Below are 23395 nucleotides of genomic sequence, written 5' to 3'. Positions count from 1 at the left end.
CGGGTCCTGTCGTTCACTCACGGTCGGCCGCCTTCCCCCGTGCGGCGGTGCCGCCGGTTTCCTTCGGTGTCCTCAGTTCGACCTCCGTGCCCTGCCCGGGCACCGAGATCAGTTCGGCCGTGCCGCCGAGGTCGCGCAGCCGGCCCCGGATCGACAGGGCCACGCCGAGCCGTCCCTCGCCCTCGGCCTCGGCGAGCCGCCCTTCGGGGATGCCGGGGCCCTCGTCGCGGACGGTGACGATCACCTCGCCGGGCTCGTCCTCGACGAGGATCCACGCGCGCGCGTCCGCTCCGACGTGCTTGCGTACGTTGTCCAGGGCGGCGCCCACCGCGGCCGCGAGCTCCCGGGCGGCGGGCGGCGCCAGCAGCACCGGGGCGCCCGGCTCGGCGAGGTTCACCAGGGAGCCGGCGTACGGGGTGAGCAGGGCGCGCAGGTCGACCGGGCCGTCGGTGTCCGTGCCCTCCGGTTCGTCCACCGCGCGGACGAGCGCTCCCTCGGCTGCGTCCTCCGACACGCGGGAGACGGGCACCAGGCCGCCGGAGACCAGGGTGCGCAGGGCGACCTCCTGCTCGCCGGCCAGCCGGCCCAGCTCGGCCGCCTCGCCGCCGATCACGGCGCCGCGCCGCTGCACCATGGCGAGCACCTGGAGCACGCTGTCGTGGATGTCGCGGGCGAGCCGCTCCCGTTCCCTGGTCGCCGCCTCGATCTCCAGGGCGCGGGCGAGGGTGCGCTCGGAGGCGCGGGCGACCTCGACGACGTAGCCGATGGCGATGGAGGCGACCCAGACCAGGATGACGTTGTGGACGGTGTCGCGGGCCGGGGAGCCGCGTTCGATGAGGTTGGCGACGGCGACGAGGGTGGAGGCGACGGCCGCCCAGCGCCAGCCGCCCTTGATGGCGAAGGCCAGGACGGAACCGGCGGTCCATATCGACGGCAGGGTCGGGCCGCCGTCCGCGACCCGCTCGGGCGCGTCGGCGAGCGGGGTGATCAGGATTCCGGTGAGCGCGATGGTGAGGTCGGCGGCGAGGAACCGCTTGGTGCAGCTCGCCGCGCCGGAGACCTTGGGCAGGGTCGCCAGGGTCCAGACGAAGAGGACGGCGTAGTAGGCGACGGCGAGCCAGGGGCGGACGAAGCCGGAGTGGGCGGTGGTGAAGAAACCGATCGCGTACACCATGGTGAGCACGCGGTAGCCGGCGAGCGCGCGCCACAGCGGCTGCTCGACCGACATCCTCATGACTCTCTCGCGCCTGGCCATGTCCCCCCGTCCCCGGCCCGTACGTCCGTCCGTCGGACCGGCCCTCGCCGGCCGGTCCGGCCGTTACCGGTCTTCGGCCCGGTCCTGCTCGGCCGCCGCCTTCTCCTTGGCGGCCTGCTCCTTCTCCTTGGCGGCCTGCTCCTTCTCCGCCTGGGCGAGCGCGGCCTTCGCCGCCTTGCCCGCCTCCTTCTCGGCCTTCGCCGCCTCCGCGATCTGCCGCTTCATGGCGGTCGCGTACATGTCGACGTACTCCTGGCCGGAGAGCTTCATGATCTCGTACATGACCTCGTCGGTCACCGCGCGGAGCACGAAGCGGTCGTGCTCCATGCCCTGGTAGCGGGTGAAGTCCAGGGGTTCGCCGATGCGGATGCCGGGCCGCATCAGCTTCGGCATCACCTGGCCGGGCGGCTGGATCTTCTCGGTGTCGATCATGGCGACCGGGATGACGGGCGCGCCGGTGGCGAGCGCCACGCGCGCGAGACCGCCGGGCTTGCCGCGGTAGAGCCGGCCGTCCGGGGAGCGCGTGCCCTCCGGATAGATACCGAACAGCTCACCGCGCTCCAGGACCTCTATGCCGCTCTTGATGGCCGCCTCGCCCGCGCCGCGCGCGCCGGAGCGGTCCACCGGGAGCTGGCCGACGCCCTTGAAGAAGGCCGCGGTGAGCCGCCCCTTCACTCCGGGCGTGTTGAAGTACTCGGCCTTGGCGATGAAGGTCACCTTGCGGTCGAGGACCGCGGGCAGGAAGAACGAGTCGGAGAACGACAGGTGGTTGCTCGCCAGAATGGCGGGGCCGTCGGCCGGGATGTGCTCCAGGCCTTCCACCCAGGGCCGGAAGGCGAGCTTCAGCGACCCTCCGATGGTGAGCTTCATCGTGCCGTACAACAACCGAGTGCCTCCTGGTATCTGTGGCTCTGACCTTAACCCGGGGCACCGTCAATGGCTCCGACGGCCCTGGTCGGTGTCAGTGCGGTCGCGTACGGTGAAGTACCCGCGAGTACCGCACACGCGTCCATCGCATACGACGGTCCGGCTGCGCCGGCCCCCTGACGACAGGAGACCGAGACGTGCCGGTCCTGCCCGGAGCCGAGCCGTTCCGCCATGAGGGCGGGGAGGTCGGCGTCCTCCTCTGTCACGGTTTCACCGGTTCCCCGCAGTCCCTGCGCCCCTGGGCCCGCCACCTCGCCGAGCGGGGTCTGACCGTCGCGCTGCCGCTGCTGCCCGGGCACGGCACCCGCTGGCAGGACATGCAGGTCACCGGCTGGCAGGACTGGTACGCGGAGGTGGACCGCGAGCTGCGTGCCCTGCGGGAGCGCTGCGCGCGCGTCTTCGTGGCCGGCCTGTCCATGGGCGGCGCGCTGGCGCTGCGGCTCGCCGCCAAGCACGGGGACGCGGTGTCGGGCATCGTGGTCGTCAACCCGGCGAACCGGATGCACGGCGTGGCCCAGCACGCCCTGCCGGTCCTGCGCCACCTGGTGCCGGCCACGAAGGGCATCGCCAGCGACATCGCCAAGCCGCTCAGCACCGAGCTGGGGTACGACAGGGTGCCGCTGCACGCGGCGCACTCGCTGCGCGCGTTCTTCCGGCTGGCCGACCGTGATCTGCCCCAGGTGACGCAGCCGCTGCTGCTGCTGCGCAGCCCGCAGGACCACGTGGTGCCGCCGGCCGACTCGGCCCGCATCCTCGGCCGGGTCTCGTCGACGGACGTGACGGAGGTCCTGCTGGAACAGAGCTACCACGTGGCGACGTTGGACCACGACGCGGACCGGATCTTCGCTCAGAGCGTCGAGTTCATCGGCCGGCTCGCGCCCGGTTCCGTCGGGGAGCCGGAACCCGGTCTCGGCAAGGAAGGGACGACCACAGGTGGCTGAGCACGAGTCCGGCCGCGCGGACCGCGAGGAGCACGGCGAGCGCGAGGACCGGGACCTGGAGCGGACGCCGGGTCACGAGGAGGGACGGGAGCGCGCGGCCGAGCGCACTCCCGCGGACGCGGCCGTCCCCCTGGACGAGGACGCCGCCTGGGCCGCGATCGTGGCCGGGTACGGGGACGAGCCGCCGGACCCGCCGGGCGCCAAGCCGTTCAAGTCGGTGGAGGACCTGGCGCTGCTGGAGGCCGAGACCAACGACGACCGGCCCGAGGCCGACCGGACCACGCCGGACCAGCCCGCCTCGGCCCGGCCGCTGGGCAGCTCGGTCGCCTTCGCCCCCGGAGTGGCCGGCCCGCGCGACCACAGCCTGGCCGAGCCCTCGGAGGAAGACCTCGGCGAGGACGACGAGGGCCACTTCGTACCGCCCGAGCCGCCGCCGCTGCCCGAGGGCGACACCACGGCGAAGTTCGCCTGGCTGGGTGTGCTCGGCGGGCCGGTGCTGCTCCTGCTGGCGGTGGTGCTGGGCTGGGACATGACCTGGTGGCTGACGACGGCGAGCGTCGGCGGCTTCCTCGGCGGCTTCGCCACGCTGGTGATGCGGATGCGCACGGGGGACGAGGACGACGACGATCCCGGGCGGGGCGCGGTGGTCTAGTTCCAGGGGCCGTCGTTCGGATCAGGCCTCGGACGCGGGTACGCGGAGGGCGGTCAGGACCGGGAGGTGGTCCGTGGCCGCCCTCAGGTCGTCCTCGGCGACGCCGGTGAGTCCGAGTGGCACTCCGCAGCCCAGCACCTCGACGCCTTCCGTGACGAAGACCGCGTCGATGCGCCGGTCGGGGTCGGTGGCGGGGAAGGTGTACTCGTTGCCCCAGGGCACGGCCGTCCAGCAGTCCCGCAGCCCGTCGCCGAGCCTCCGGAAGGTGCGGCCACCCGGGCGCTCATTGAGGTCGCCGCCCGCCACGGCGTGGGTCACGCCCATGCCGGCCAGTCGGTCGAGGAGCAGGCCGGCCTGCTCGTAGCGCTCTTCCGCCTCGAGGGAGAGGTGGCAGCTCAGGACGCCGAGGCGGGCCCCGCCGATCCGGACGACGGCGGTGGCGAGGCCGCGGCGGTGCCGGCCGGGGGTGAGCGGGAGCAGCACGTCATCGGTGCGCTCGACGGTGGCGCGCAGGGAGCACAGCAGCGCGGGGCCGGCGGCGGTGGCGCCGCCGGAGAGGAGCACGAGGTCCGCGGCGCGGGCCAGGCGGGTGAGCTTCTTGCGCCAGCGGAAGAAGCGGGGGGCTTCCTGGAGGAGGACGAGGTCGGGGTCGCAGGCGGCGATGACGCGGGCGAGGGCGTCGGTGTCGTCGCGCATCGAGCGGATGTTGTAACTGAGGACCCGGATGACGGCGGAACCGTCGGGTTCGGTGCGGGAGTTGGGGAGCGGCTCCATGTGGATCAATGTACGCCCAAGAGCTCGGGGCGCGGGGAGTGTGGGCGACTGCCGGTTCGTCGTGGCTGGTCGCGCAGTTCCCCGCGCCCCTGAGGTCGGCGCAGTCCCCGGCGCCGGGAAGTGATCGTCACATGATCGGGTCGGGCTCCCGGGCCAGGTCGGCGGCGCCGACGAGGCCGGCCTTGTTGCCGAGCTGGGCGGCGACGACGTCGGCGACCGGGCGCCAGTTGCCGCCGACCAGCCACCGCTTGTAGGACTTGCGGATCGGGTCGAGGACCAGGTCGCCCTCGTCGGAGAGGCCGCCGCCGACGATGAAGGCGGACGGGTCGAAGAGCGAGGCCAGGTCGGCGAGTCCGGCGCCGGCCCAACGGGCCAGCTCCCGGTAGGAGTCGACGGCGACCGGGCAGCCCTGGCGGGCGGCGACGGAGATGTGCTTGCCCTCGATGCCGTCGGGGGTGCCGTCGCCGAGCGCGAGCAGCACCTCGGCGCGCTCCGGGGTGGCGTTGGCGCGCTGCTTGGCGTACCTCACCAGTGCCCGGCCCGACGCGTACTGCTCCCAGCAGCCCTGCGAGCCGCAGCCGCACAGCAGGCCGTCCGGCACCATGCGGATGTGGCCGAACTCGGCGGCCACACCGAAGTGGCCGCGGCGCAGCTTGTTGCCGATGATGATGCCGCCGCCGAGGCCGGTGCCGAGGGTGATGCAGATGACGTTGCGGTGGCCCTTGCCGCCGCCGAACTTGTACTCGCCCCAGGCCGCGGCGTTGGCGTCGTTCTCCACGACGACCGGGAGGCCGACGCGGGCCTCGACCTTCTCCTTCAGCGGCTCCTGGCGCCAGTCGATGTTGGGCGCGAAGTAGACCGTGGAGCGCTGGCGGTTGACGTATCCGGCGGCACCGATGCCCACGCCGACGATCTCGTGCCCCACGCGCGCGCCCTCCACCGCCGAGGCGATGGCGTCCACGATGGCCTCGGGCGTGGTGGGGGTCGGCACCTTGTGGGTCGAGAGGATGTTGCCTTCCTCGTCGACCACGCCGGCCGCGATCTTCGTGCCGCCGATGTCGACGCCGATGGTGAGTCCCATGAATCCCTCAGTTCGGTCGAGCCCCGCTATGGCCAACCGTACCCGAGGCAGGGCTCAGTCCAGGTCGATGCGCTGTCCCGGGCCGGTGCCCTCGTCGCCGTCGTCCCGGCCGTCGTCGCGGCGTTCGTCCTGGTCACGGGGGTCGCTCGGGTCCTTCGAGCCGGTGTCCCGGGTGGTCCAGCGGCGCTCCTGGTCCTGGACGGCGGAGCGGTAGGCGGCGAGGAGTTCACAGCCGGCGGCCGCGAGGTGGTCGAAGACGTCCGGGTTGCGCTCGATGACCGGTTCGACGGCGGCCTTCGCCTGCTGGACGACCTGCCGGACCACCTGCTGGGCGGCGGGGCCGGCGACCTGGCCGAGCAGCGGGTTCTGGAGGCCGGACAGCTTGTCCGCGACGGTGTCGACGAGCCGGCGCAGCTCCTCGGCGGCCGAGCCGGGGGGCGGGCCGTACTCGGCGCGGCGGCGGGCCTTCTCCGCCTCCAGGTCCTCGGCGCACGCCGTCGCCCAGGCGTCGGCGTCGGTGGCCCGCACCTCGTCGACCGCGTCGGCCTCGTCGGGGCGGGCGGCCTCGGACGGGGGGAGCTCTTCGCTCATGACGGACTCCTGACTACGGTTCGTCCTTACGACGTTACCCGAACGGGCGGGACGGATCAGCGTCCCTGCGGCCACAGCCTTGGGTCCGGCGCGAACCGTACGGCGAGGGTGCCCTCCCGCAGGGCGGCCCCGTCGACGGTGCAGCGGCGCAGCGCCGACGGCAGCGGGACGATCCGGCGGAACGGTCCGGCGGTGACGACCAGTTCGTCGCCCCGGCGGACCAGGTCCAGCTCTTCGCGTACGGCGCCGGGCAGCGGGATGTGCCAGACGAGGACGCCGTCGTCGGCCAGCCGGTCGGTGACGGGCCACTCGACCGGGGAGGCGTCCTCGTTGACGGCGGGGGCGTCGAGCTCGGCGAGGTCGTCCGTGCCGCGCGGGTCGCGTCCCAGGTGGGCGACGGTGCGGACGTCGTACGCGCCCTGCCACTCCGCCAGCGTCTTGCGCTGCTGGGCGAGGGGTCCGGCGAGCCAGCTGCCGGCCGGCGCCTCCTCCTCGGGCAGGGCTCGGTTGGCGACCAGCAGGTCGGGGCGCAGACCGCGCAGGGCGAGGCCGAGGGCGGCCGTGCGGACGGCGTCGGCGCCGGCGGGGCCGGGCTCGGCGACCAGCCGGACGACGGTGTGCCGGTCGGCGACGACGGCCTCGGCGGCGGCGAGTTCCAGGTCCCAGCGGGCGGCGGCCTCGTACAGCGCCTCGGCGGGCATGGGCACGCCGGCCAACCGGCCGAGGACGGGGCGCAGGGCGCGGGCGGCCTGCCGCTCGGGCGGGAGCAGGCGGCGCAGGTAGCGGCGCAGTTCCTCGGGGAGGGCGAGCAGGGCGAGGGCGCGGGGCGCGGGCGGGAGGTCGACGACGAGGAGGTCGTGGGCCTCGGCCAGGGCGGCGTCGCGCAGGGCACGCAGCAGGGCGAGTTCGTCGGCGCCGGGCAGGGGGGTCAGTTCTTCGGGGTCGAGGCGGGAGGCGCCCAGCAGGTCGAGGGCGGAGGCGGCGCGGTCCTGGAGGGCGGCGAGGTCGTCGCGGAAGCCCTGGGCGGGGTCGGGGCGGCGGGCGGTGAGGCCGGGTTCGACGGTGACCGGTTCCGGGCCGGTGCGCACCCCGAGCGCGGCGCCGAGGGTGTCGTCGCGGTCGGCGCCGAGGAGGAGCGTGCGGGTGCCCTGGCGGGCGGCGGCGAGCGCGGTGGCGGCGGCGACGGTGGTACGGCCACTGCCGCCGGGGCCGGTGATCAGGATGGTGCGCATGGGGGTGAACGGTACCGGTGCCGGCGGCGCTGCGGGGTTGGCGGCGTCTTGGGCACCGCACGGCACTGCGCGGCCCGGCGCTGCGGGGTGCCGCTGCGCCCACCCGTGCCGCCCCAGCGGCACGATTGCCCGCAGCTCAGTGGCTCGACTCGACGCGCTTCTTCAGGCCCGCCAAGGCCCGGTCGATGATGACCTTTTCCGCCTTGCGCTTGATCATGCCGAGCATCGGGATCTTGACGTCGACCGTGAGGCGGTAGGTGACCTCCGTGCCCGTGCCCGCCGGCTTGAGCAGGTAGGAGCCGTCGAGGGAGCGCAGCATCTGGGACTTGACCAGGGTCCAGGAGACCTCGTGCTCACCGGCCCAGGTGTAGGCGAGAGTCTGGTCGTCCTTGATCGCGCCGGCGTCCATGACGAGCCGGACCTGTTCGGCACGTCCCTGCGCGTCCGAGGCGAGCACCTCGGCCTCCTTCACCTCGCCGGTCCAGTCCGGGTAGCGGGCGAAGTCGGCGATCACCGCCATGACGTCGGCCGGTGCCGCCTCGATGGTGATGCTCGAGCTGGTGTGTTCCGCCATCGCCGTGGCTCCTCCGGATGCGGGCCGCTACTGAGGTCGTCGTGCGCCCGTGGCGCGCACGTGTGTGCCGCGTGAAGGCTATCGCGCACGGACGGCGCGGTTGTCACCACCTGCCCGCGCACCGCTGGTCACGGACCCTCACCACTCCAGCGCCCACGGCCTCCCCGTCGAAGCGAAGTGGCCGACGTTCACGCACTCGGTCGCCCCGATCCGCATCCGCCGCGCCAGCGGCTGGTGCACGTGCCCGAAGAGGGCGTACCGGGGCCGGGTGCGGCGGATCGCGTCCAGCAGCGCGCGGCTGCCCCGCTCGAAGCGCCGCGCCACCGTGTCGTAGACCAGTTCCGGGACCTCCGGCGGGATGTGGGTGCACAGCACGTCCACCTCGCCGACCGCCTCTATCTTGGCGGCGTACTCCTCGTCACTGATCTCGTACGGCGTGTGCATCGGGGTGCGCAGTCCGCCGCCGACGAAGCCGAAGACCCGGCCGCCGATCTCCGCCCGTCCGCCGTCGAGCACGGTGGTGCCGGGCCCGGCGTACTCGGGCCACAGGTCCGGCATGTCGACGTTGCCGTAGGTGGCGTACGTCGGTGTGGGGAACGCGGCGAACATCTCGGCGTACTGCCGGCGCACCGCCCCCTCGATCAGCGCCACCCGGTCCCCGCCGACGCCGGCCCACAGCCGCGCCCCGAACTCCCGTGCCTCGGCGAAGCGGCGGGCGGTGCGCAGCTCGACGATGCGGTCGGCGTTCACGACGCCGAAGAGGTCGGGGAAGATGCCGCGCGAGTGGTCGGCGTAGTCGAGGAAGAGGACGAGGTCGCCGAGGCAGATCAGGGCGTCGGCGCCGTCGCCGGCCCTGGCCAGGTCGCGGGCGTTGCCGTGGACGTCGCTGATCACGTGGACGCGTGTCCTCGTGTTACCGGGCGGTGTGGGTGCCATGGCGATCAAGCGTAAGCAGCGCGTGCCTCTTGTGAACAGTGGCGGTCGGACCTGCGGTTACTGGCTGGTCGGTCGGTATGTCGACTACTGTGCGCGAAGGAAACCCCATCCGTGTGACGCAGCGAACATCTCGCGGGGACCCCCTGTCGGAGAGGCCATACCGGCGGGTAACGTCCGGGCAGTCCAGTCGTGCTCTGGATTTCAACATGTGAATTCCGCAAGGAATCCCGCATGAGTCGTCCGGAGCGCTTGCCCGAGCCTTGGACCGCACCGTCGCATCACACAGTGTCGTGGCGCCGGCGCCCTATGAGGAGCAGCAGTCTTGCGCGAGTTCAGCCTTCCGGCTTTGTACGAGGTCCCTTCGGACGGAAACCTGACCGACATCGTCCGCCGAAACGCCGCGCAGCACCCGGACGTCGCCGTCATCTCCCGCAAGGTGGGCGGCGCCTGGCAGGACGTGACCGCCCGCGACTTCCTCGCCGAGGTGCAGTCCGCCGCCAAGGGCCTCATCGCCTCCGGTGTGCAGCCGGGCGACCGGGTCGGGCTGATGTCCCGTACGCGCTACGAGTGGACGCTACTGGACTTCGCGATCTGGAGCGCGGGCGCGATCACCGTGCCGGTGTACGAGACCAGCTCGCCCGAGCAGGTGCAGTGGATCCTCAGCGACTCGGGCGCCACCGCGTGCGTCGTGGAGTCCGTCGGGCACGCCGCCTCCGTCGAGTCGGTGCGCGAGCAACTGCCCGCCCTCAAGAACGTCTGGCAGATCGACGCCGGTGCCGTGGAGGAGCTGGGGCGCCTGGGCCAGGACGTCACGGACCGGGCCGTCGAGGAGCGCGGCTCGATCGCCAAGGCCGACGACCCGGCGACCATCGTCTACACCTCCGGCACCACCGGCCGCCCCAAGGGCTGCGTGCTCACCCACCGCAGCTTCTTCGCCGAGTGCGGCAACGTGGTGGAGCGGCTGCGTCCGCTCTTCCGTACCGGTGAGTGCTCGGTGCTCCTCTTCCTCCCGCTCGCCCACGTCTTCGGGCGCCTCGTACAGGTCGCGCCGATGATCGCGCCGATCAAGCTGGGCTGCGTCCCGGACATCAAGAACCTCACCGACGAACTGGCCGCCTTCCGGCCGACGCTGATCCTCGGTGTGCCGCGCGTCTTCGAGAAGGTCTACAACTCGGCGCGTGCCAAGGCGCAGGCCGACGGCAAGGGCAAGATCTTCGACAAGGCCGCGGACACGGCGATCGCGTACAGCAAGGCGCTGGACACGCCGTCCGGCCCGTCCCTCGGTCTGAAGATCAAGCACAAGGTCTTCGACAAGCTCGTCTACGGCAAGCTCCGCACGGTCCTCGGCGGGCGCGGCGAGTACGCCATCTCCGGCGGCGCCCCGCTCGGCGAGCGGCTCGGTCACTTCTTCCGCGGCATCGGCTTCACGGTGCTGGAGGGCTACGGCCTGACCGAGTCCTGCGCGGCCACCGCCTTCAACCCCTGGGACCGGCAGAAGATCGGCACGGTCGGGCAGCCGCTGCCGGGCTCCGTGGTGCGCATCGCGGACGACGGGGAGGTGCTGCTGCACGGCGAGCACCTGTTCAAGGAGTACTGGAACAACCCGGGCGCGACCGCCGAGGCGCTGGCCGACGGCTGGTTCCACACCGGGGACATCGGCACCCTCGACGAGGACGGCTATCTCTCGATCACCGGGCGCAAGAAGGAGATCATCGTCACCGCCGGCGGCAAGAACGTCGCCCCGGCCGTCATAGAGGACCGCATCCGCGCGCACGCGCTGGTCGCGGAGTGCATGGTCGTCGGCGACGGGCGGCCGTTCGTGGGCGCGCTGGTCACCATCGACGAGGAGTTCCTCGGCCGCTGGTGCGCGGACCACGGGAAGCCGGCCGGTTCGACCGCGGTGTCGCTGCGGGAGGACGCGGAGCTGCTGGCCGCGATCCAGGACGCGATCGACGACGGGAACTCTGCGGTGTCCAAGGCGGAGTCGGTGCGGAAGTTCCGGGTGCTGGGGGCGCAGTTCACGGAGGACTCCGGGCATCTGACGCCTTCGCTGAAGCTGAAGCGGAGTGTTGTGGCGAAGGATTACGCGGACGAGATCGAGGCGATTTACGCCAAGTAGGGGCGCCTTATGGGGTGCCGGGTTCGGTTCGTCGGCGGCTTTCCGTGCGTGGTGGCTGGTCGCGCAGTTCCCCGCGCCCCTGAGGCTCCGCCCAGCCCCCTGCGTCCAAAAGGTGCCCGCGTTACAGCAGTGCCTTCAGGTGCTCTGCGAGCAGGTCCCAGCGCCACTTCTCCTCCACCCAGGTGCGGCCCCGCTCGCCCATCCTGCGGCGCAGTTCCGGGTCGGCGAGGAGGGTGGTGACGCGGTCGGCGGTCTGCTCCTCGGAGTCGCCGCGGACCACCCACCCGGTCTCGCCGTCGAGGACGGCGTCCGGCGCGCCGCCCGAGTCGCCGGCGACGACGGGCAGGCCGGTCGCGGAGGCTTCCAGGTAGACGATGCCCAGGCCCTCCACGTCGAGTCCGTTCCGGCGGGTGCGGCAGGGCATGGCGAAGACGTCCCCGGCGCCGTAGTGCGCGGGGAGTTCGGACCAGGGGACGGCGCCGGTGAAGTGGACGGAGGCGGCGACGCCGGTGTCCTCGGCGAGGCGGCACAGTTCCTTCTCGTAGGGGCCGCCGCCGACGATCAGCAGGACGGCGTCCGGCTCGGCGGCGAGGATGCGCGGCATCGACCGGATCAGGGTGTCCTGGCCCTTGCGGGGGACCAGCCGCGAGACGCAGACGACGACCGGGCGGTCGGTCAGGCCCAGCCGGGCCCGCACCTCGTCGCCGCCGCTGCCGGGGTGGAAGGTCTTCTCGTCCACGCCGGGCGGCAACTGCACCATCCGTGCGGCCGCCTCGGGCGTGAGCGCGCCCGCGATCCGGGAACGCGTGTACTCGCCGAGGTAGGTGATCGTGTCCGTGGACTGGCCGATCCGGCGCAGCAGTTGCCGGGCGGCGGGCAGCTGGGCCCAGCCCGCCTCGTGGCCGTGGGTGGTGGCGACGAGGCGTTCGGCACCGGCCTTGCGCAGTGCCGGGGCCATCAGGCCGAGGGGCGCCGCCGCACCGAACCACACCGAGGTGCACCCGTGCTCGCGCAGCAGCCGGACGGCCGTACGGGTCGCGCCCGGCGTCGGCAGCAGCATCGTCGTGCGGTCGCGTACGACGGTGAAGGGCTGCTCGGCGTCGAAGGCGGCGGTGGCCTCGACGCCCTCGCGGCTCCGTTTCCAGGTGGAGGCGTAGACGACGAGCCGCTCGGGGTCCAGCCGTAGCGCCATGTTGTGCAGGAAGGCCTGGATGCCGCCCGGGCGGGGCGGGAAGTCGTTCGTCACGATCAAGGTCTTGCGCACGCCGCCGACCCTACCGAACCCGCCGGGCGGGCCCGGGCCCGCCCGCGTACTGTGGCATCCGCACAGGTGTCCGGGTCATCATGGCCGCACGGCAGGGCACGCGAAGGACCGGGGACCGGGCAGGGAGCACGTGGAGACGACGGATACGAGGCGGTCCGCGGTGTGGCTGCTCACGGCCTGGGGTGCCACGCGGCTGGTGCTGCTGCTGTTCGTGCTGAAGGTGTGGGTCTTCCCGGGGCCGGACGTCACCAGTGACGTGTCCGTCATCTACCGGAACTGGTACGAGATCCTGCGTACCGGAACGTTTCCTCTGGACGACGTCACCTGGCAGTACCCGCCGGTCGCGGCCCTCGCGATCCTCTCCCCCGCGCTGCTGCCCTTCCTGGAGTACGCGACGGCCTTCTTCGTCCTGGCCTGCCTCGCCGACCTGGCCGTGCTCGCCCTGCTGCGGCACGCGGGCCGTGGGTCCGGGCGTTCGCCGCGCGGGGCGTGGGTGTGGGTGGTGGGCGTACCGCTGCTCGGTCCGACGGTGTACGCCCGCTACGACGTGATGGTGACGGCCGTCGCGGTGGCGGCGCTGCTGGCCGCGGGCCGGCATCCGCGGGCGGCGGGTGTCCTGGTGGGGCTGGGGGCGATGCTGAAGGTGTGGCCGGCGCTGGTGCTGCTCGGGATGCGCGGGCGTGCGCGGTGGGCCGCCGCGGCGCTGAGCGCGGCGGGGCTGGCGGTGGTGTTCGCCGTGTCGATGCCGGGGGCGTTCGCGTTCGTCACGTTCCAGCGCGACCGGGGCACCGAGGTGGAGTCGCTGGGCGCGCTGGTCTTCCACGTGGCCCGGCAGTTCGGCTGGGACGGCGAGGTGCTGCTGAACTACGGCTCCGTCGAGTTCCTGGGCCCGTACGTGGGCACGGTGAGCAAGGTGGCGCTGGCGCTGACCGCCCTGGCGTTCGGCTGGCTGCTGCTGTGGCGGCTGGCGGCCTCGCGGCGCTCGCGGTTCGCGGCGCACACGGCGGCGGACGCGGCGTTCGTGGCGGTGCTGATGTTCACGGTCACGAGTCGGGTGATAAGCCCGCAGTACATGGTGTGGCTGATCGGTCTGGCGGCGGTCTGCCTGTGCTTCCGGGCGAGCCGGATGGCGGTGCCGGTCGTCCTGGTGTTGGTGGCGAGCCTGGTGACGGTGCTGGAGTTCCCGCTGTACTTCGGGGAGGTCGTGGCGAGCGATCCGCTCGGTGTCGCGCTGCTGTTCGTCCGCAACGGCCTGCTGGTGGCCGCCGCGCTCCTCGCGGCCCGCATCCTGTGGCGCGACACGGTGTCGCGCGGGCGGGCCGAGGAGAAGGTCCGGCTCAGCCGAGCTCCGTCCGCAGATACTCCCGCCACCGCGCCGTGAACTCCTCGGGCGTTGTGCCGAGCACCTCGTGCATCGCGTCCTCCACGGCGCCCGCCCGCCGGTCGTGCGCGCCGACGGCGCGGTAGAAGGCGTCCAGCCGGTCCTCGCCCCACTGGTCGGCGATCATCAGGCAGGCCAGCCAGCCGCCCTCGTAGGCGCGGGCCAGTCGGTCGGCGTCGGCGGTGAAGCCGAAGTCCTCGTCGGCCGGCAGGTCCGCGGGCATCCGGCCCTCGGACACCGCGCGGGCCAGTTCGGGGGCGGCCTGGGCGGGGGTGCGGCCGCTGTCGCGGTAGCCGGCCCAGTCGGCGTAGCCCTCGGAGAGCCACAGCGGCGTGGCGGCGGTGGTGTCGGCGCGGGTGGCGACGTGGGTGGTCTCGTGGGTGAGGACGACCTGTTTGCCGAGGGTGCCGAGGAGCCCGTACGCGTCGGGGTTGACGATGATCCGGTCGGCGGGGGCGTGCTCCCGGCCGCCGGTCTCGCCGGTGGTGACCGCGGCGATGCCCCGGTAGGAGGAGGCCGGTGAGCCGAGCAGGCCCGCCATCGCCTCCAGCGAATCGGGGACGAGTACGACGACCCGCCGGGCCCAGTCGCCGTCCCAGGCCTCCGACACGGCCGGTACCGCCCGGTCGGCCAGGTCCGCGAAGCCGCGCAGCGCCTCGGTGGACTGGCCCACGCCGAGTACCAGGCTGTGGGTGCCCCGCACGACCCGGACCGTCCCCTGGTCCCACGGCTGCTGGCCGGACTTCTCCGCGGGCCGGTCGGACTCGACGGACCACCGGTCGTCCGCGCCGTCCCGGTCCAGCCGCACGGTGCGCCGGGTGGTGACGGGGCCCCGGTCGTAGCCGTCGAGCCGGTAGTTCAGCTCGACGTCCGCGGTGGCCGTGTCGCCGGTGCGGTCGACGTCGGTGACGCGGTACGACCACGCGGTGAGCGGCACCGCGGCGAGGTTGTCGAAGGAGTCGGCGGCGCCGGTGCGGGCGTAGGCGGACCGGTCGTGGCCGAGGACGGCGGCGGCCCGCCGGTCCAGCACCCGCTGCACCTCGGTGCGGACCGGGTCGGCGGTGGTCCGGCCGCCGCAGGCCACGAGGGACACGAGCAGCAGGCACAGCGCCACCACCGAGGAACCCGACACCCGCCTGCGACCAGCCACCTGCCCGATCGTACGGGTGGCGGGCCGCGGGGGTCGGGGGGCGAGGGAAATGGACGGACGGTTGCCGCCGGACGCAACACCGCACGGAGCCGCCCCCCGGACGCGACACCGCACGGGCGGTACGGACGCGCGTCACCGAAGCGCCGGTCAGGACGGTGGGTCGCCGAGACGACCGCCCCCGCCCGCGCTCCCGCCGCCTCGGCCGGAGGGCTCTCGGCCGACCAGGCCCCGCGCCCCGGCGCCTCGGACCGGTGGCCCCCGACCCGCTTCACCGGCGCGACCGGCGGAACCGCCAGACCAGTGGCCCGCCGAACCTCCGGTGCCTCCGGCGCAGAAAGCTCCGCCGGCCCGGCCCCGCGGCGTCCGCGGTCCGGACCGGTGGACGCCCGGCCGACCCGGAACGCCACCAGCGGAACCCGCGGCCCGGAACCGTGGCCAGACCGGCCCGCGGCCCCTCGTCCTCGTCGAGACCGGCTCCGCTCCCGCCGGGTCACGCCGCGCCGCCACCGAGGACCGGCCGGTCCGCCGGTACCCGCACACGCGCCGACGCCGGCGCTCGGCGGCGCCGCCCGGCGGACCCGCGGACCGTCCTGGAGCCGGGCTCCGCGCCCGGCCGGACGAGAGCCGGACGTCTCCGCCCGCCCGGATCAGACCCGCGTCACCGAAGACACCGGCATCATGCCCACCGGGTCGTAGCGGACGGGGGCGCCGGGGTAGGGCGCGTGGATGACCTGGCCGTTGCCGACGTACATGCCGATGTGGCTGGCGTCGTCCCGGTAGGCGACGAGGTCGCCGGGGCGGGCCTCGGAGAGGGAGACGCGCTGTCCGGCCCCCGACTGGGCCTGCGAGGTGCGCGGCAGGCCGACGCCCGCCTGGGCGTACGACCACTGGGTCAGGCCGGAGCAGTCGAAGCCGCTGGGCCCGTTGGCGCCCCAGACGTACGGCTTGCCGAGGGCGGAGCGGGCGGCGGCGAGGGCGGCTGCCGCGCGGCCGGAGGCGGGGGCGGCGCCGCCGAGGACGGCCAGGTCGGTGCGGCCGGAGCGGGAGCCGCGGTCGTGGGCGGCACGCTCCTCGTCAGGGAGGGAGTTGAGCAGCTCGCGGGCCTCGGCGAGCTTCCTCTCCACCGTCTTCTTGTGGGCGGCCACGGCCTTGCGGCCCTTCTCCAGCTCGGCGAGCTTGCCGGCGGCCTCGGCGCGGTCCTGGGCGAGGTCGCGCATGGCCTCCTGGAGCTCCTTGAGCTGACCCGCCTGGTGCGTGGTGACCCGGTCGAGCGCGGAGGCCTTGTCCAGGTAGTCGTCCGGGTCCGCGGAGAGCAGCAGCGCCAGCGACGGGTCGATGCCGCCGGAGCGGTACTGGGCGCCGGCCAGCGAACCCAACGCGTCCCGCATGGTGTTGATCCGTCCCTGCTGGCGGGCGATGGCGTCCTGCGCCGTGCTGACCTCCTCGCGCAGCGCGTCGGTGCGCGCGTCGGCCTTGTTGTAGGCCTCGGTCGCCCGCTCCGCCTCCGTGTGGAGCCGGTCCACCTCCGCCCGCCGGTCGTCCTGCGGGGCGGCCGTGGCCGGTACGGCGCCCAGGAGCGCGGCGGCGACGGAGAACAGGCCGACGGCGGCGGTGGCGCCACGGTCGAACCCGGATGGTGCAAGGCGGCGATGGGACCCCACGGGAAGCCGCACTCCTTCCGCTGGCGGACAGGGAAACGCGGCAGACAGTAACCCCGTGGCGGGGCGCCGACCAACGACCTCGAAGGGCGCGCGACGCCGAACCCCGCCGCTGACGCAGGTCAACGGCGGGACGGGGTTCAGAACGCGGTCCCGTGATTCGCCCGAACGGGCGGCACGGCGAGGGTCGCTGGGGGAAGGTGCGGGGCCTCGGTCAGACCCGCACGCCGAACATGAACGGGCCGCCGATGGTGCCCATCGACTCGTAGCGGACGTTCGTGCCGGTGCGCGGGGCGTGCAGGACCTGGCCGTTGCCGGCGTAGAGGCCGACGTGGTGCAGGTCGCTGAAGAAGAAGACCAGGTCGCCGACCTGGAGGTCGCTCATCGAGGAGATGCGGGTGCCCGCGCCGGTCTGCGCCTGGGAGGTGCGCGGGATGCCGACGCCGGCCTGGGCGTACGCCCACGACGTCAGGCCCGAGCAGTCGAAGGACGAGGGACCGGTGGCGCCGTAGACGTAGGGCGTGCCGATCTTGCTCTGGGCGGCGGCGAAGGCGGCGGCGGCCCGGCCGGAGGCGGGGGTGGAGGTGCCGGAGAGGACCTGGCGCTCGCTGCTGCGGGTGGCGCGCTGCTCCTCGGCCTGGAGGGCGGCCTTCTCCTTGGCGGTGAGCGAGTTGAGCAGCTTCTGCGCGGAGGAGAGCTTGCCCTGGACTTCCTTCTTCTTCTTGCCCAGCTCGGTGCGGGTGGCGGAGAGGTCCTTGAGCTTCTCGGACGCCTCGGCGCGCTGCTGGGCGAGGTCGCGCTGCTTCTCCTGGACCTTCTTCAGCGTCTCGACCTGCTGACCGCTGAGCTGGTCGAGGGTGGAGGCCTTGTCCAGGTAGTTGTCCGGGTCGGCGGACAGGAACAGCTGGAGGGAGGGGTCTATCCCGCCGGAGCGGTACTGGGAGCTGGCCATCGAACCGAGGCCGTCGCGCAGGTCGTTGAGCTCCTCCTGGCCGCGGGCGACGTTGTCCTGGATGGTGGAGATCTCCTTCTGGAGCTTCTCCTGCTTCTCCTTGGCCCCGTTGTACTTCTCGGTGGCCTGCTCCGCCTCCTGGTAGAGCTTGTCGACCTTGGCCTTGACCTCGTCCTTGCTCGGCTTCTCGCTCGGGGCGGCGTTGGCGGCCTGGGAGCTGAGAGCGACAGCGGCGGCGGCAGCGGTGGTGAGCACGGTCACGCGCGTGCGGCTCGGCTGCTTGGGACGACGGTGGGACGCCACGGAGACGAGCTCCTTCTTGAGAGGGATCACCCGTTCGAGGGTTCGATGGGTGACCCTAGTGACCCACTCGTGATCAGTTCAAATCCTCCACCCGAAAAACCCTGTTACTCACCGCATTCTTTGCCACAACTCACCTGCTGTGACTCCAGGTTGACGCTACGTTGCGTGACGGTTCCGTCAATACGGGCATACAACTCCGACGTTACGGTTGGCACGAAAGTGGCGCAGGGGCTAGGAAAGCCGCTTCAGGAGCACCACGGACGCCACCGGGCGTGCGCCGGCGCGCGCGACCCCGTCGGCCACCTCGCGGTCGGTGGAGACGACGATGACCGGACGGCCCGGCGGTTCGGCCCGCACCAGCTGGCGGATCAGCTCGTCGGCGGTCACGCCGGGCTTGGAGAACAGCACCCGCACGCCGCGCGGCGGCGCGAGCAGCACCGGCGCCGCCAGTTCCGCCCCGTCGAAGACACAGGTGGTCTCCGCGCCGGTCTGGGCGGCGAGCTGGGAGAGCTGGCCGAGCAGGCGCAGCCGCTGCTTCTCCAGCGGCATCTGGGGATAGCCGGTCTTGGTGACGTTGTAGCCGTCGACGACGAGGTGCGCCTGCGGCAGCGCGAGCAACTGGTCGAGGATGGCGGGATCGTGCTCGGACAGGGCGCGGTTGGCGATGTCCTTCGGCGTCATCCGGCCGGGCTCGACGGCGTCCACCGTCTCGGCGGGCCGCACGGACACCGGCGGCAGCGCCAGCTCGCGGCGCAGCCCCTGGGTGGCGTCCAGCAGGGTGTCCAGGAGCAGCCGTACCCGCATGTCCTCGACGCTGCGGCCCTCGCGGGCCGCCTTGCGGGTGGCCTCCAGCGCGGCCTCGGCCTCGCCGAGCCGGGACTTGAGCCGCCGGGTCTCGCTCTCGGCGGCGGACACCTGGGTGTGCCCCTCGGCGCGCACGGCGTCGATCTCGGCCTGGACCTTGCGCAGCGCCGCCTCGCCGCGCTTGACGTCGCTGAGGGCGGAGCGCAGCTTGCGGTGGAGCGACTCGGTCTCCCGCTTGGCCGCGTCCAGCTCGGCGCGCAGCCGCTCGGTCTCGGCCCTGGTGTGCTCGCGGGCCCGGGCCAGCTCCTCGTGCAGCCGCTCCAGCTCGGCGCGGCTCTCCTCGTCGGCGCGCTCGGCGTCCGCGCGCTGCGCCTCCTCGCCGGCGGAGGTCACCAGCTTCACCCAGCCGTGCGGCCGCAGCACATAGGCCGCCGCCGCCACGTCGAGCGGGTCGGCGGCCGGGGGCGGGGTGCCCGCGTCCAGGGCACCGGCCAGCTCCGGCTGGGCCTCGCGGAACTTCTCGCCGACGCGCTGGCGGAACAGGGCGTCGGTCTCGACGGCGGCGGCCATGGCGTTGCCGGCGAACTTGGCCCGGCGGTTGGGGGCGAAGCGGGCGTACTGTCTCAGCTGTGCGGGCAGTTCGCCCAGGGTGAGCCCGCCGAAGCCGTCGGAGACGATCTGCACGACCCTGCGGCGCACGCCGTCGGGCAGCGGACGGTCGAGCACCTCGGCGGCGCCGTCGCCCGGCCCCCCGCCCTGTGTCTCCGCCATCCGTCACCCCAATGCCTGTGCGTGATCCCGCCCGGGATCACCTCATGCGGGGCCGCTCCCGTGATCAGGAGTCGGCACCCGGCCTGTCCACGAGTTCCACCTGGTCCACGGCGTTGCACCAGCGGCACCGCACCGACTCGATGGTCTCACTGAGCACCTCGCGCTCCTCGACCTTCGGCTCGCCGGCCAGATCGAGGTGCACGTACTCGACGACCTTGGAGGCCCGGGTGACGTCGAAGCGGGTGAGGTTGCCGCACAGGGTGCAGCGCCACCGCGTCGTCTCGGTCGGCAGGGGAACCGTCATCGTGGCTGTCCGCTCTCTTCCAGTGTCGGTGACAGTGTCGGTGACGCGCCGGGCTCCGCCCCGGTGCGTGTGGCTCGTAACCCTACGGCCTGGCGGGTACCCGACGCCCGCGTGTCCACGGCGGCGAGGCGACCTGGGCGGTTGCGTCCCGTTACGTCATGCTCTGTGTTCATGATCCGCAACTGGAGCACGGCGGTCCGCAGAACGGTCGGAGCGGTCAGGGCGCCCGGCACGGCCCGCACCACCCGTGGCCGGGCCGCGCCCGTGACGTACACGCTGATCACGATGTGCTGCCTGTTGTTCCTGCTCAGCCCGGCGGCGGGCCTGAACCCGGTGTACGGCACCGGCGAGGAACTGCTCGCCGCGCAGCGCGCCTACTTCCGGCGCTGGGGCGTGATCCCCGCAGAACTGTTCGAGGACTCCCCCGGCTCCGCGCTCACGCCCGCCACGGCGCTGTTCGTCCACGGCAGCTGGGTGCACCTGCTGGGCAACATGCTCTTCCTGTACGTCTTCGGCGCGCTGACCGAGGAACGGATGGGCCGGCTCCAGTTCGCCCTGTTCTACCTCGGCTGCGGCTACCTGGCCCTGCTCGGCTACGCGGGCGCCAACGCCCACTCCCAGCAGTCCCTGGTCGGCGCCTCCGGGGCGATCTCCGCGATCCTCGGCGCGTTCCTCTTCCTGTTCCCGCGGGCCCGGGTGACCAGCCTGCTGCCGTTCCTCTTCTTCCTGCCGCTGCGCTTCCCCGCCTGGATCGTGCTGCCGTTCTGGGTGTGGTTGCAGTGGACGGCGGCGGGCCGGGCGGGCGACGGACCCGGGGTGGCGTACCTCGCGCACCTGGTGGGCTTCGGGCTGGGCTTCGTCTTCGCGTGGGTGCGGTTCGGGCGTACGACTACAGTTGAGAGCGTTCCAGTGGCGGCGCCCGAGGGAGAGAACCAGCCGTGATCAGCGCGATCGTCCTCATCAAGACCAGCGTGGACCGCATCCCCGAGATCGCGGAGCAGATCGCCGCGCTGGAGAACGTCAGCGAGGTCTTCTCCGTCACCGGCACCTACGACCTGATCGCGATGGTGCGGGTGAACGAGCACGAGGACCTGGCCGAGGTCATCCCCGGCCGGATCAGCAAGATCCCGGGCGTGGAGGGCACGGACACGCACGTGGCGTTCCGGACATACTCGCAGCACGACCTGGAGGCGGCGTTCGCCATCGGGCTGGACAACTGAGGCGCCGAGTCCCGGATGAAGAGTTCTTCATCCCGGGCTCATGGTGAGTGCCGGGTAGCGGGCGCAGTATCGAAGGCATGGTCTTCTCACGCCGGATGGCGGCCCTCGCGGCCGTCGTCCTGATCCCGCTCGGCATCGCCGCGACGAGCTTCGCCCTCACCGACAGTCCGCAGGAACCGAAGGTCCCGTCCAAGGTGGAGCTGGAGAGCGGCTCCCCCACCCCGACGCCCACCTCCTCCTCACCCGAGCCGACGCCCAGCGACCAGGTGGTGACCCGGCCGCCGGTGACCGACAGCCCCGCGGATGACGACGATGACGACGACCGAGGCCAGGGAACCGGGGACGACTCGGGCGCCGACGGAACCGCCGACGACGGACCCGGCGACGACGGCTGACCGTGAGCGCCGCCGGATCTCGGCCCGCGTCCGCATCCTGCTGTGGCTGCTGCTCGTGATGGCGGTCGCCCTCGCCTCGGTGGCCACGACCACCCGCTCGATCCTGCTGCACGACACCGACCAGCGGATCAACGGGCTGCTCGCGCAGGAGGCCGGGGAGTTCGCCAACTTCGAGGAGCAGGGCTTCGACCCGGAGACCGGCCTGCCGTTCACCGACCCGGAGCGGCTGCTGAAGGTCTTCCTGCAACGGCAGTACGCCGACCTGGACGAGGAACTGATCGGCCTGGTGGGCAAGGTGGGCGACCGGCCGGCCAAGTTCTTCCAGCAGCGCGAGATCCCGGTCGCCCTGCCCCTGCACAAGGACGGCGACGCCCTGCGCAGCATCTACGCCTCACCCGACTCCACCGGCACCCTGCACCGGCCCGAGGGCGAGGTCCGCTGGGCCAAGGTCACCGTCGCCCGGTACGGCGGCGAACCGGCGGCGGCGTTCGTGGTCGCGTTCCACCCGGGGCGGGAACAGGAGCGCGCCGACGAGGTGTTCCGCGTGCTGCTCGCCATCTCGGGCGTCGCCCTGCTGATGACGACGGGCATGGCCTGGGTGGTCGCGGGCCGCATCCTCAAGCCGGTGCGGCTGGTGCGCACGACCGCCGCGCAACTCACCGAGCAGGACCTGACCCGGCGCATCCCGGTGCACGGCAACGACGACGTGGCCGCGCTCGCCGAGACCTTCAACGCCATGCTCGACCGGCTGGAGCGCGCCTTCGCCGCCCAGCGCCGGTTCGTCGACGACGCGGGCCACGAGCTGCGCACCCCGATCACCATCGTGCGCGGCCACCTGGAACTGATGGGCGACGACCCGGCGGAACGGGAGGAGACCGTCCGCCTGGTCACCGACGAACTGGACCGGATGAGCCGCATCGTCGAGGACCTGCTGCTGCTCGCCAAGACCGAACGCCCCGACTTCGTCACCCCCGAGCCCGTGCAGCTCGCTGAACTCACCGCCGACGTCTACGTCAAGGCCCGCACCCTCGGCGAGAGGGACTGGGTGCTGGACCAGGTCGCCGACCGCGAGGCCCGCCTCGACCCCCAGCGCATCACGCAGGCCATGGTGCAGCTCGCGCAGAACGCCGTGCAGCACACCACCACCGGCCAGACCATCCGCATCGGCTCCCGCGCCGACGGCACCCGCATCGAGCTGTACGTCGCCGACTCCGGCCCCGGGGTGCAGGCGCAGGACGCCGAGGTCATCTTCGAGCGCTTCCGGCGCGGCACGGCACGGCGCGGTGCGCGCGGGACCGGTGCCGGGCTCGGACTGTCGATCGTGAAGGCGATCGCCGAGGGCCACGGCGGCCGGGTCGGCCTGCGCACCACCGAGGGCGGCGGCGCCACCTTCGTACTCACACTGGACTGATTCCGGAAGAGGCACGTCCATGAACCGCATCCTCATCGTCGAGGACGAGGAGCGCATCGCCTCCTTCGTCGAGAAGGGCCTGCGCGCCAACGGCTTCACCACCACCGCCGTCGCCGACGGCGATTCCGCCTACGAGTACGCCCTCACCGGCGGCTTCGACCTGGTCGTCCTGGACATCGGACTGCCCGGCCGGGACGGCTTCACGGTCCTGCGCGAGCTGCGCGAGTCCCGGGTGACGACCCCCGTGATCGTGCTGACCGCGCGGGACTCCGTACGGGACACGGTGGCCGGCCTGGAGGGCGGCGCCGACGACTGGATGACCAAACCGTTCCGCTTCGAGGAACTGCTCGCCCGGGTGCGGCTCAGGCTGCGTACGGCGGCCAGGGCGCCCGAGGTGACGGTGCTGAAGTCGGGGGCGCTCAGCCTGGACCTGCGCACCCGCCGGGCCCGCGCCGGAGAGCGCACCGTCGACCTGACGGCCCGTGAATTCGTGCTCCTTGAGCTGTTCCTGCGCCACCCGGGCCAGGTACTGTCCCGCGAGCAGATCCTGTCGCACGTGTGGGGCTACGACTTCGACCCCGGTTCGAACATCGTGGACGTGTACGTGCGGGCGCTGCGCAAGAAGCTCGGGGCGCAGCAGGTCGAGACCGTGCGCGGGATGGGATACCGGCTGCCGGCCTGGTGAAGTTTCCTTCATGTG

At 72.9% G+C, this 23395-nt stretch carries 23 protein-coding genes; 9 read left to right on the top strand and 14 right to left on the bottom strand.

Annotated features, from left to right (window positions below; genetic code table 11):
* Window positions 1–13: 13 nt before the first annotated feature.
* Together macS and KUM03_RS28530 are read right to left on the bottom strand one after the other, a co-directional pair.
* Complete coding sequence (gene macS / locus KUM03_RS28535) at window positions 14–1255, bottom strand: MacS family sensor histidine kinase (protein WP_217252777.1); 1242 nt, start codon at window positions 1253–1255, stop codon at window positions 14–16.
* A gap of 63 nt (window positions 1256–1318) precedes the next feature.
* Window positions 1319–2125, bottom strand: coding sequence for a 1-acyl-sn-glycerol-3-phosphate acyltransferase (locus KUM03_RS28530; protein ID WP_217253058.1), 807 nt, complete (start codon window positions 2123–2125; stop codon window positions 1319–1321).
* Between the two features lie 194 nt (window positions 2126–2319).
* Here KUM03_RS28530 and KUM03_RS28525 point away from each other — a divergent pair, with 194 nt between their 5' ends.
* The gene (locus KUM03_RS28525) at window positions 2320–3123 is read left to right on the top strand and encodes a carboxylesterase (protein ID WP_217252774.1); all 804 of its coding nucleotides are present in this window, start codon (window positions 2320–2322) and stop codon (window positions 3121–3123) included.
* Window positions 3116–3775 carry a hypothetical protein gene (locus KUM03_RS28520; protein ID WP_217252772.1) on the top strand — a complete coding sequence of 220 codons (660 nt, stop codon included), beginning with the start codon at window positions 3116–3118 and terminating at the stop codon, window positions 3773–3775. Before KUM03_RS28525 ends, KUM03_RS28520 begins: the two co-directional genes overlap by 8 nt.
* Before the next feature lie 21 nt (window positions 3776–3796).
* On the opposite strand, the gene KUM03_RS28515 is transcribed toward KUM03_RS28520, so the two are convergent.
* From KUM03_RS28515 to KUM03_RS28490, 6 genes are all read right to left on the bottom strand, one after another.
* Complete coding sequence (locus KUM03_RS28515) at window positions 3797–4549, bottom strand: endonuclease/exonuclease/phosphatase family protein (RefSeq protein ID WP_217252769.1); 753 nt, start codon at window positions 4547–4549, stop codon at window positions 3797–3799.
* Window positions 4550–4676: 127 nt separating this feature from the next.
* Window positions 4677–5630 (bottom strand): ROK family glucokinase, encoded by a 954-nt coding sequence (locus KUM03_RS28510; RefSeq protein ID WP_031035803.1) that lies wholly within the window; start codon window positions 5628–5630, stop codon window positions 4677–4679.
* Between the two features lie 54 nt (window positions 5631–5684).
* A complete protein-coding gene (locus tag KUM03_RS28505; protein WP_217252767.1) occupies window positions 5685–6221 on the bottom strand; it encodes a DUF5304 domain-containing protein in 537 nt (178 codons plus the stop codon).
* Between the two features lie 56 nt (window positions 6222–6277).
* Window positions 6278–7453, bottom strand: a complete 1176-nt coding sequence (locus KUM03_RS28500; RefSeq protein WP_217252764.1) for an ArsA family ATPase — start codon at window positions 7451–7453, stop codon at window positions 6278–6280.
* A gap of 136 nt (window positions 7454–7589) precedes the next feature.
* Entirely contained in the window at window positions 7590–8027 is a 438-nt protein-coding gene (locus KUM03_RS28495; protein WP_217252760.1) for an SRPBCC family protein, read from the bottom strand.
* A 138-nt stretch (window positions 8028–8165) separates the two neighbouring features.
* Window positions 8166–8921 carry a metallophosphoesterase gene (locus tag KUM03_RS28490; protein ID WP_217253056.1) on the bottom strand — a complete coding sequence of 252 codons (756 nt, stop codon included), beginning with the start codon at window positions 8919–8921 and terminating at the stop codon, window positions 8166–8168.
* A gap of 364 nt (window positions 8922–9285) precedes the next feature.
* On the opposite strand from KUM03_RS28490, the gene KUM03_RS28485 reads away from it, so the two are divergent.
* Entirely contained in the window at window positions 9286–11082 is a 1797-nt protein-coding gene (locus KUM03_RS28485; protein WP_217252758.1) for a long-chain fatty acid--CoA ligase, read from the top strand.
* A gap of 121 nt (window positions 11083–11203) precedes the next feature.
* Here the strand turns inward: KUM03_RS28485 and KUM03_RS28480 are convergent, their stop codons facing one another.
* Window positions 11204–12346: a glycosyltransferase family 4 protein gene (locus KUM03_RS28480; RefSeq protein WP_217252757.1), complete on the bottom strand. Its 1143-nt coding sequence runs from the start codon at window positions 12344–12346 to the stop codon at window positions 11204–11206.
* Between the two features lie 130 nt (window positions 12347–12476).
* Between KUM03_RS28480 and KUM03_RS28475 the strand changes: the two genes are divergently transcribed.
* Window positions 12477–13727, top strand: coding sequence for a glycosyltransferase family 87 protein (locus KUM03_RS28475; RefSeq protein ID WP_217252755.1), 1251 nt, complete (start codon window positions 12477–12479; stop codon window positions 13725–13727).
* Here the strand turns inward: KUM03_RS28475 and KUM03_RS28470 are convergent.
* The 5 genes from KUM03_RS28470 to KUM03_RS28450 form a co-directional block, all read right to left on the bottom strand.
* Window positions 13684–14877, bottom strand: a complete 1194-nt coding sequence (locus KUM03_RS28470; RefSeq protein ID WP_217252753.1) for a hypothetical protein — start codon at window positions 14875–14877, stop codon at window positions 13684–13686. The two genes, KUM03_RS28475 and KUM03_RS28470, sit on opposite strands and share 44 nt — an antisense overlap.
* 647 nt (window positions 14878–15524) lie before the next feature.
* A complete protein-coding gene (locus KUM03_RS28465) occupies window positions 15525–16538 on the bottom strand; it encodes an NlpC/P60 family protein (RefSeq protein ID WP_217252750.1) in 1014 nt (337 codons plus the stop codon).
* A gap of 211 nt (window positions 16539–16749) precedes the next feature.
* On the bottom strand, window positions 16750–17790 hold the full coding sequence (locus KUM03_RS28460) for a C40 family peptidase (RefSeq protein WP_217253054.1): 1041 nt from the start codon (window positions 17788–17790) through the stop codon (window positions 16750–16752).
* A gap of 231 nt (window positions 17791–18021) precedes the next feature.
* A complete protein-coding gene (locus tag KUM03_RS28455) occupies window positions 18022–19365 on the bottom strand; it encodes an NYN domain-containing protein (RefSeq protein ID WP_217252748.1) in 1344 nt (447 codons plus the stop codon).
* Window positions 19366–19429: 64 nt separating this feature from the next.
* Window positions 19430–19669: a hypothetical protein gene (locus KUM03_RS28450; protein WP_019327945.1), complete on the bottom strand. Its 240-nt coding sequence runs from the start codon at window positions 19667–19669 to the stop codon at window positions 19430–19432.
* Window positions 19670–19840: 171 nt separating this feature from the next.
* Here KUM03_RS28450 and KUM03_RS28445 point away from each other — a divergent pair, with 171 nt between their 5' ends.
* The 5 genes from KUM03_RS28445 to KUM03_RS28425 all read left to right on the top strand — a co-directional run bounded on the left by KUM03_RS28445 (window position 19841) and on the right by KUM03_RS28425 (window position 23380).
* On the top strand, window positions 19841–20611 hold the full coding sequence (locus KUM03_RS28445) for a rhomboid family intramembrane serine protease (RefSeq protein WP_217252745.1): 771 nt from the start codon (window positions 19841–19843) through the stop codon (window positions 20609–20611).
* A complete protein-coding gene (locus KUM03_RS28440) occupies window positions 20608–20889 on the top strand; it encodes an Lrp/AsnC family transcriptional regulator (RefSeq protein ID WP_055416531.1) in 282 nt (93 codons plus the stop codon). The genes KUM03_RS28445 and KUM03_RS28440 overlap by 4 nt, the downstream gene beginning before the upstream one ends.
* A 77-nt stretch (window positions 20890–20966) precedes the next feature.
* Window positions 20967–21284, top strand: coding sequence for a small secreted hydrophilic protein (locus KUM03_RS28435; RefSeq protein WP_217252743.1), 318 nt, complete (start codon window positions 20967–20969; stop codon window positions 21282–21284).
* The gene (locus KUM03_RS28430; RefSeq protein ID WP_217252741.1) at window positions 21202–22695 is read left to right on the top strand and encodes an ATP-binding protein; all 1494 of its coding nucleotides are present in this window, start codon (window positions 21202–21204) and stop codon (window positions 22693–22695) included. Before KUM03_RS28435 ends, KUM03_RS28430 begins: the two co-directional genes overlap by 83 nt.
* Window positions 22696–22714: 19 nt before the next feature.
* Entirely contained in the window at window positions 22715–23380 is a 666-nt protein-coding gene (locus tag KUM03_RS28425) for a response regulator transcription factor (RefSeq protein ID WP_073722113.1), read from the top strand.
* The last annotated feature ends 15 nt before the right edge of the window (window positions 23381–23395 follow it).

Origin of the sequence: Streptomyces sp. AC602_WCS936, assembly GCF_019049125.1 — a bacterium.
GTDB lineage: Bacteria > Actinomycetota > Actinomycetes > Streptomycetales > Streptomycetaceae > Streptomyces.
Note: the sequence above shows the minus strand (reverse complement) of the source record. Positions and strands in the feature narration are given on the sequence as shown.

Coding starts and splice junctions, on each gene's coding strand:
- KUM03_RS28495 (WP_217252760.1), bottom strand. CDS start 8,027: ATGGCGGAACACACCAGCTCGAGCATCACCATCGAGGCGGCACCGGCC.
- macS (WP_217252777.1), bottom strand. CDS start 1,255: ATGGCCAGGCGCGAGAGAGTCATGAGGATGTCGGTCGAGCAGCCGCTG.
- KUM03_RS28500 (WP_217252764.1), bottom strand. CDS start 7,453: ATGCGCACCATCCTGATCACCGGCCCCGGCGGCAGTGGCCGTACCACC.
- KUM03_RS28435 (WP_217252743.1), top strand. CDS start 20,967: ATGGTCTTCTCACGCCGGATGGCGGCCCTCGCGGCCGTCGTCCTGATC.
- KUM03_RS28455 (WP_217252748.1), bottom strand. CDS start 19,365: ATGGCGGAGACACAGGGCGGGGGGCCGGGCGACGGCGCCGCCGAGGTG.
- KUM03_RS28445 (WP_217252745.1), top strand. CDS start 19,841: ATGATCCGCAACTGGAGCACGGCGGTCCGCAGAACGGTCGGAGCGGTC.
- KUM03_RS28515 (WP_217252769.1), bottom strand. CDS start 4,549: ATGGAGCCGCTCCCCAACTCCCGCACCGAACCCGACGGTTCCGCCGTC.
- KUM03_RS28530 (WP_217253058.1), bottom strand. CDS start 2,125: ATGAAGCTCACCATCGGAGGGTCGCTGAAGCTCGCCTTCCGGCCCTGG.
- KUM03_RS28505 (WP_217252767.1), bottom strand. CDS start 6,221: ATGAGCGAAGAGCTCCCCCCGTCCGAGGCCGCCCGCCCCGACGAGGCC.
- KUM03_RS28450 (WP_019327945.1), bottom strand. CDS start 19,669: ATGACGGTTCCCCTGCCGACCGAGACGACGCGGTGGCGCTGCACCCTG.
- KUM03_RS28510 (WP_031035803.1), bottom strand. CDS start 5,630: ATGGGACTCACCATCGGCGTCGACATCGGCGGCACGAAGATCGCGGCC.
- KUM03_RS28430 (WP_217252741.1), top strand. CDS start 21,202: ATGACGACGACCGAGGCCAGGGAACCGGGGACGACTCGGGCGCCGACG.
- KUM03_RS28425 (WP_073722113.1), top strand. CDS start 22,715: ATGAACCGCATCCTCATCGTCGAGGACGAGGAGCGCATCGCCTCCTTC.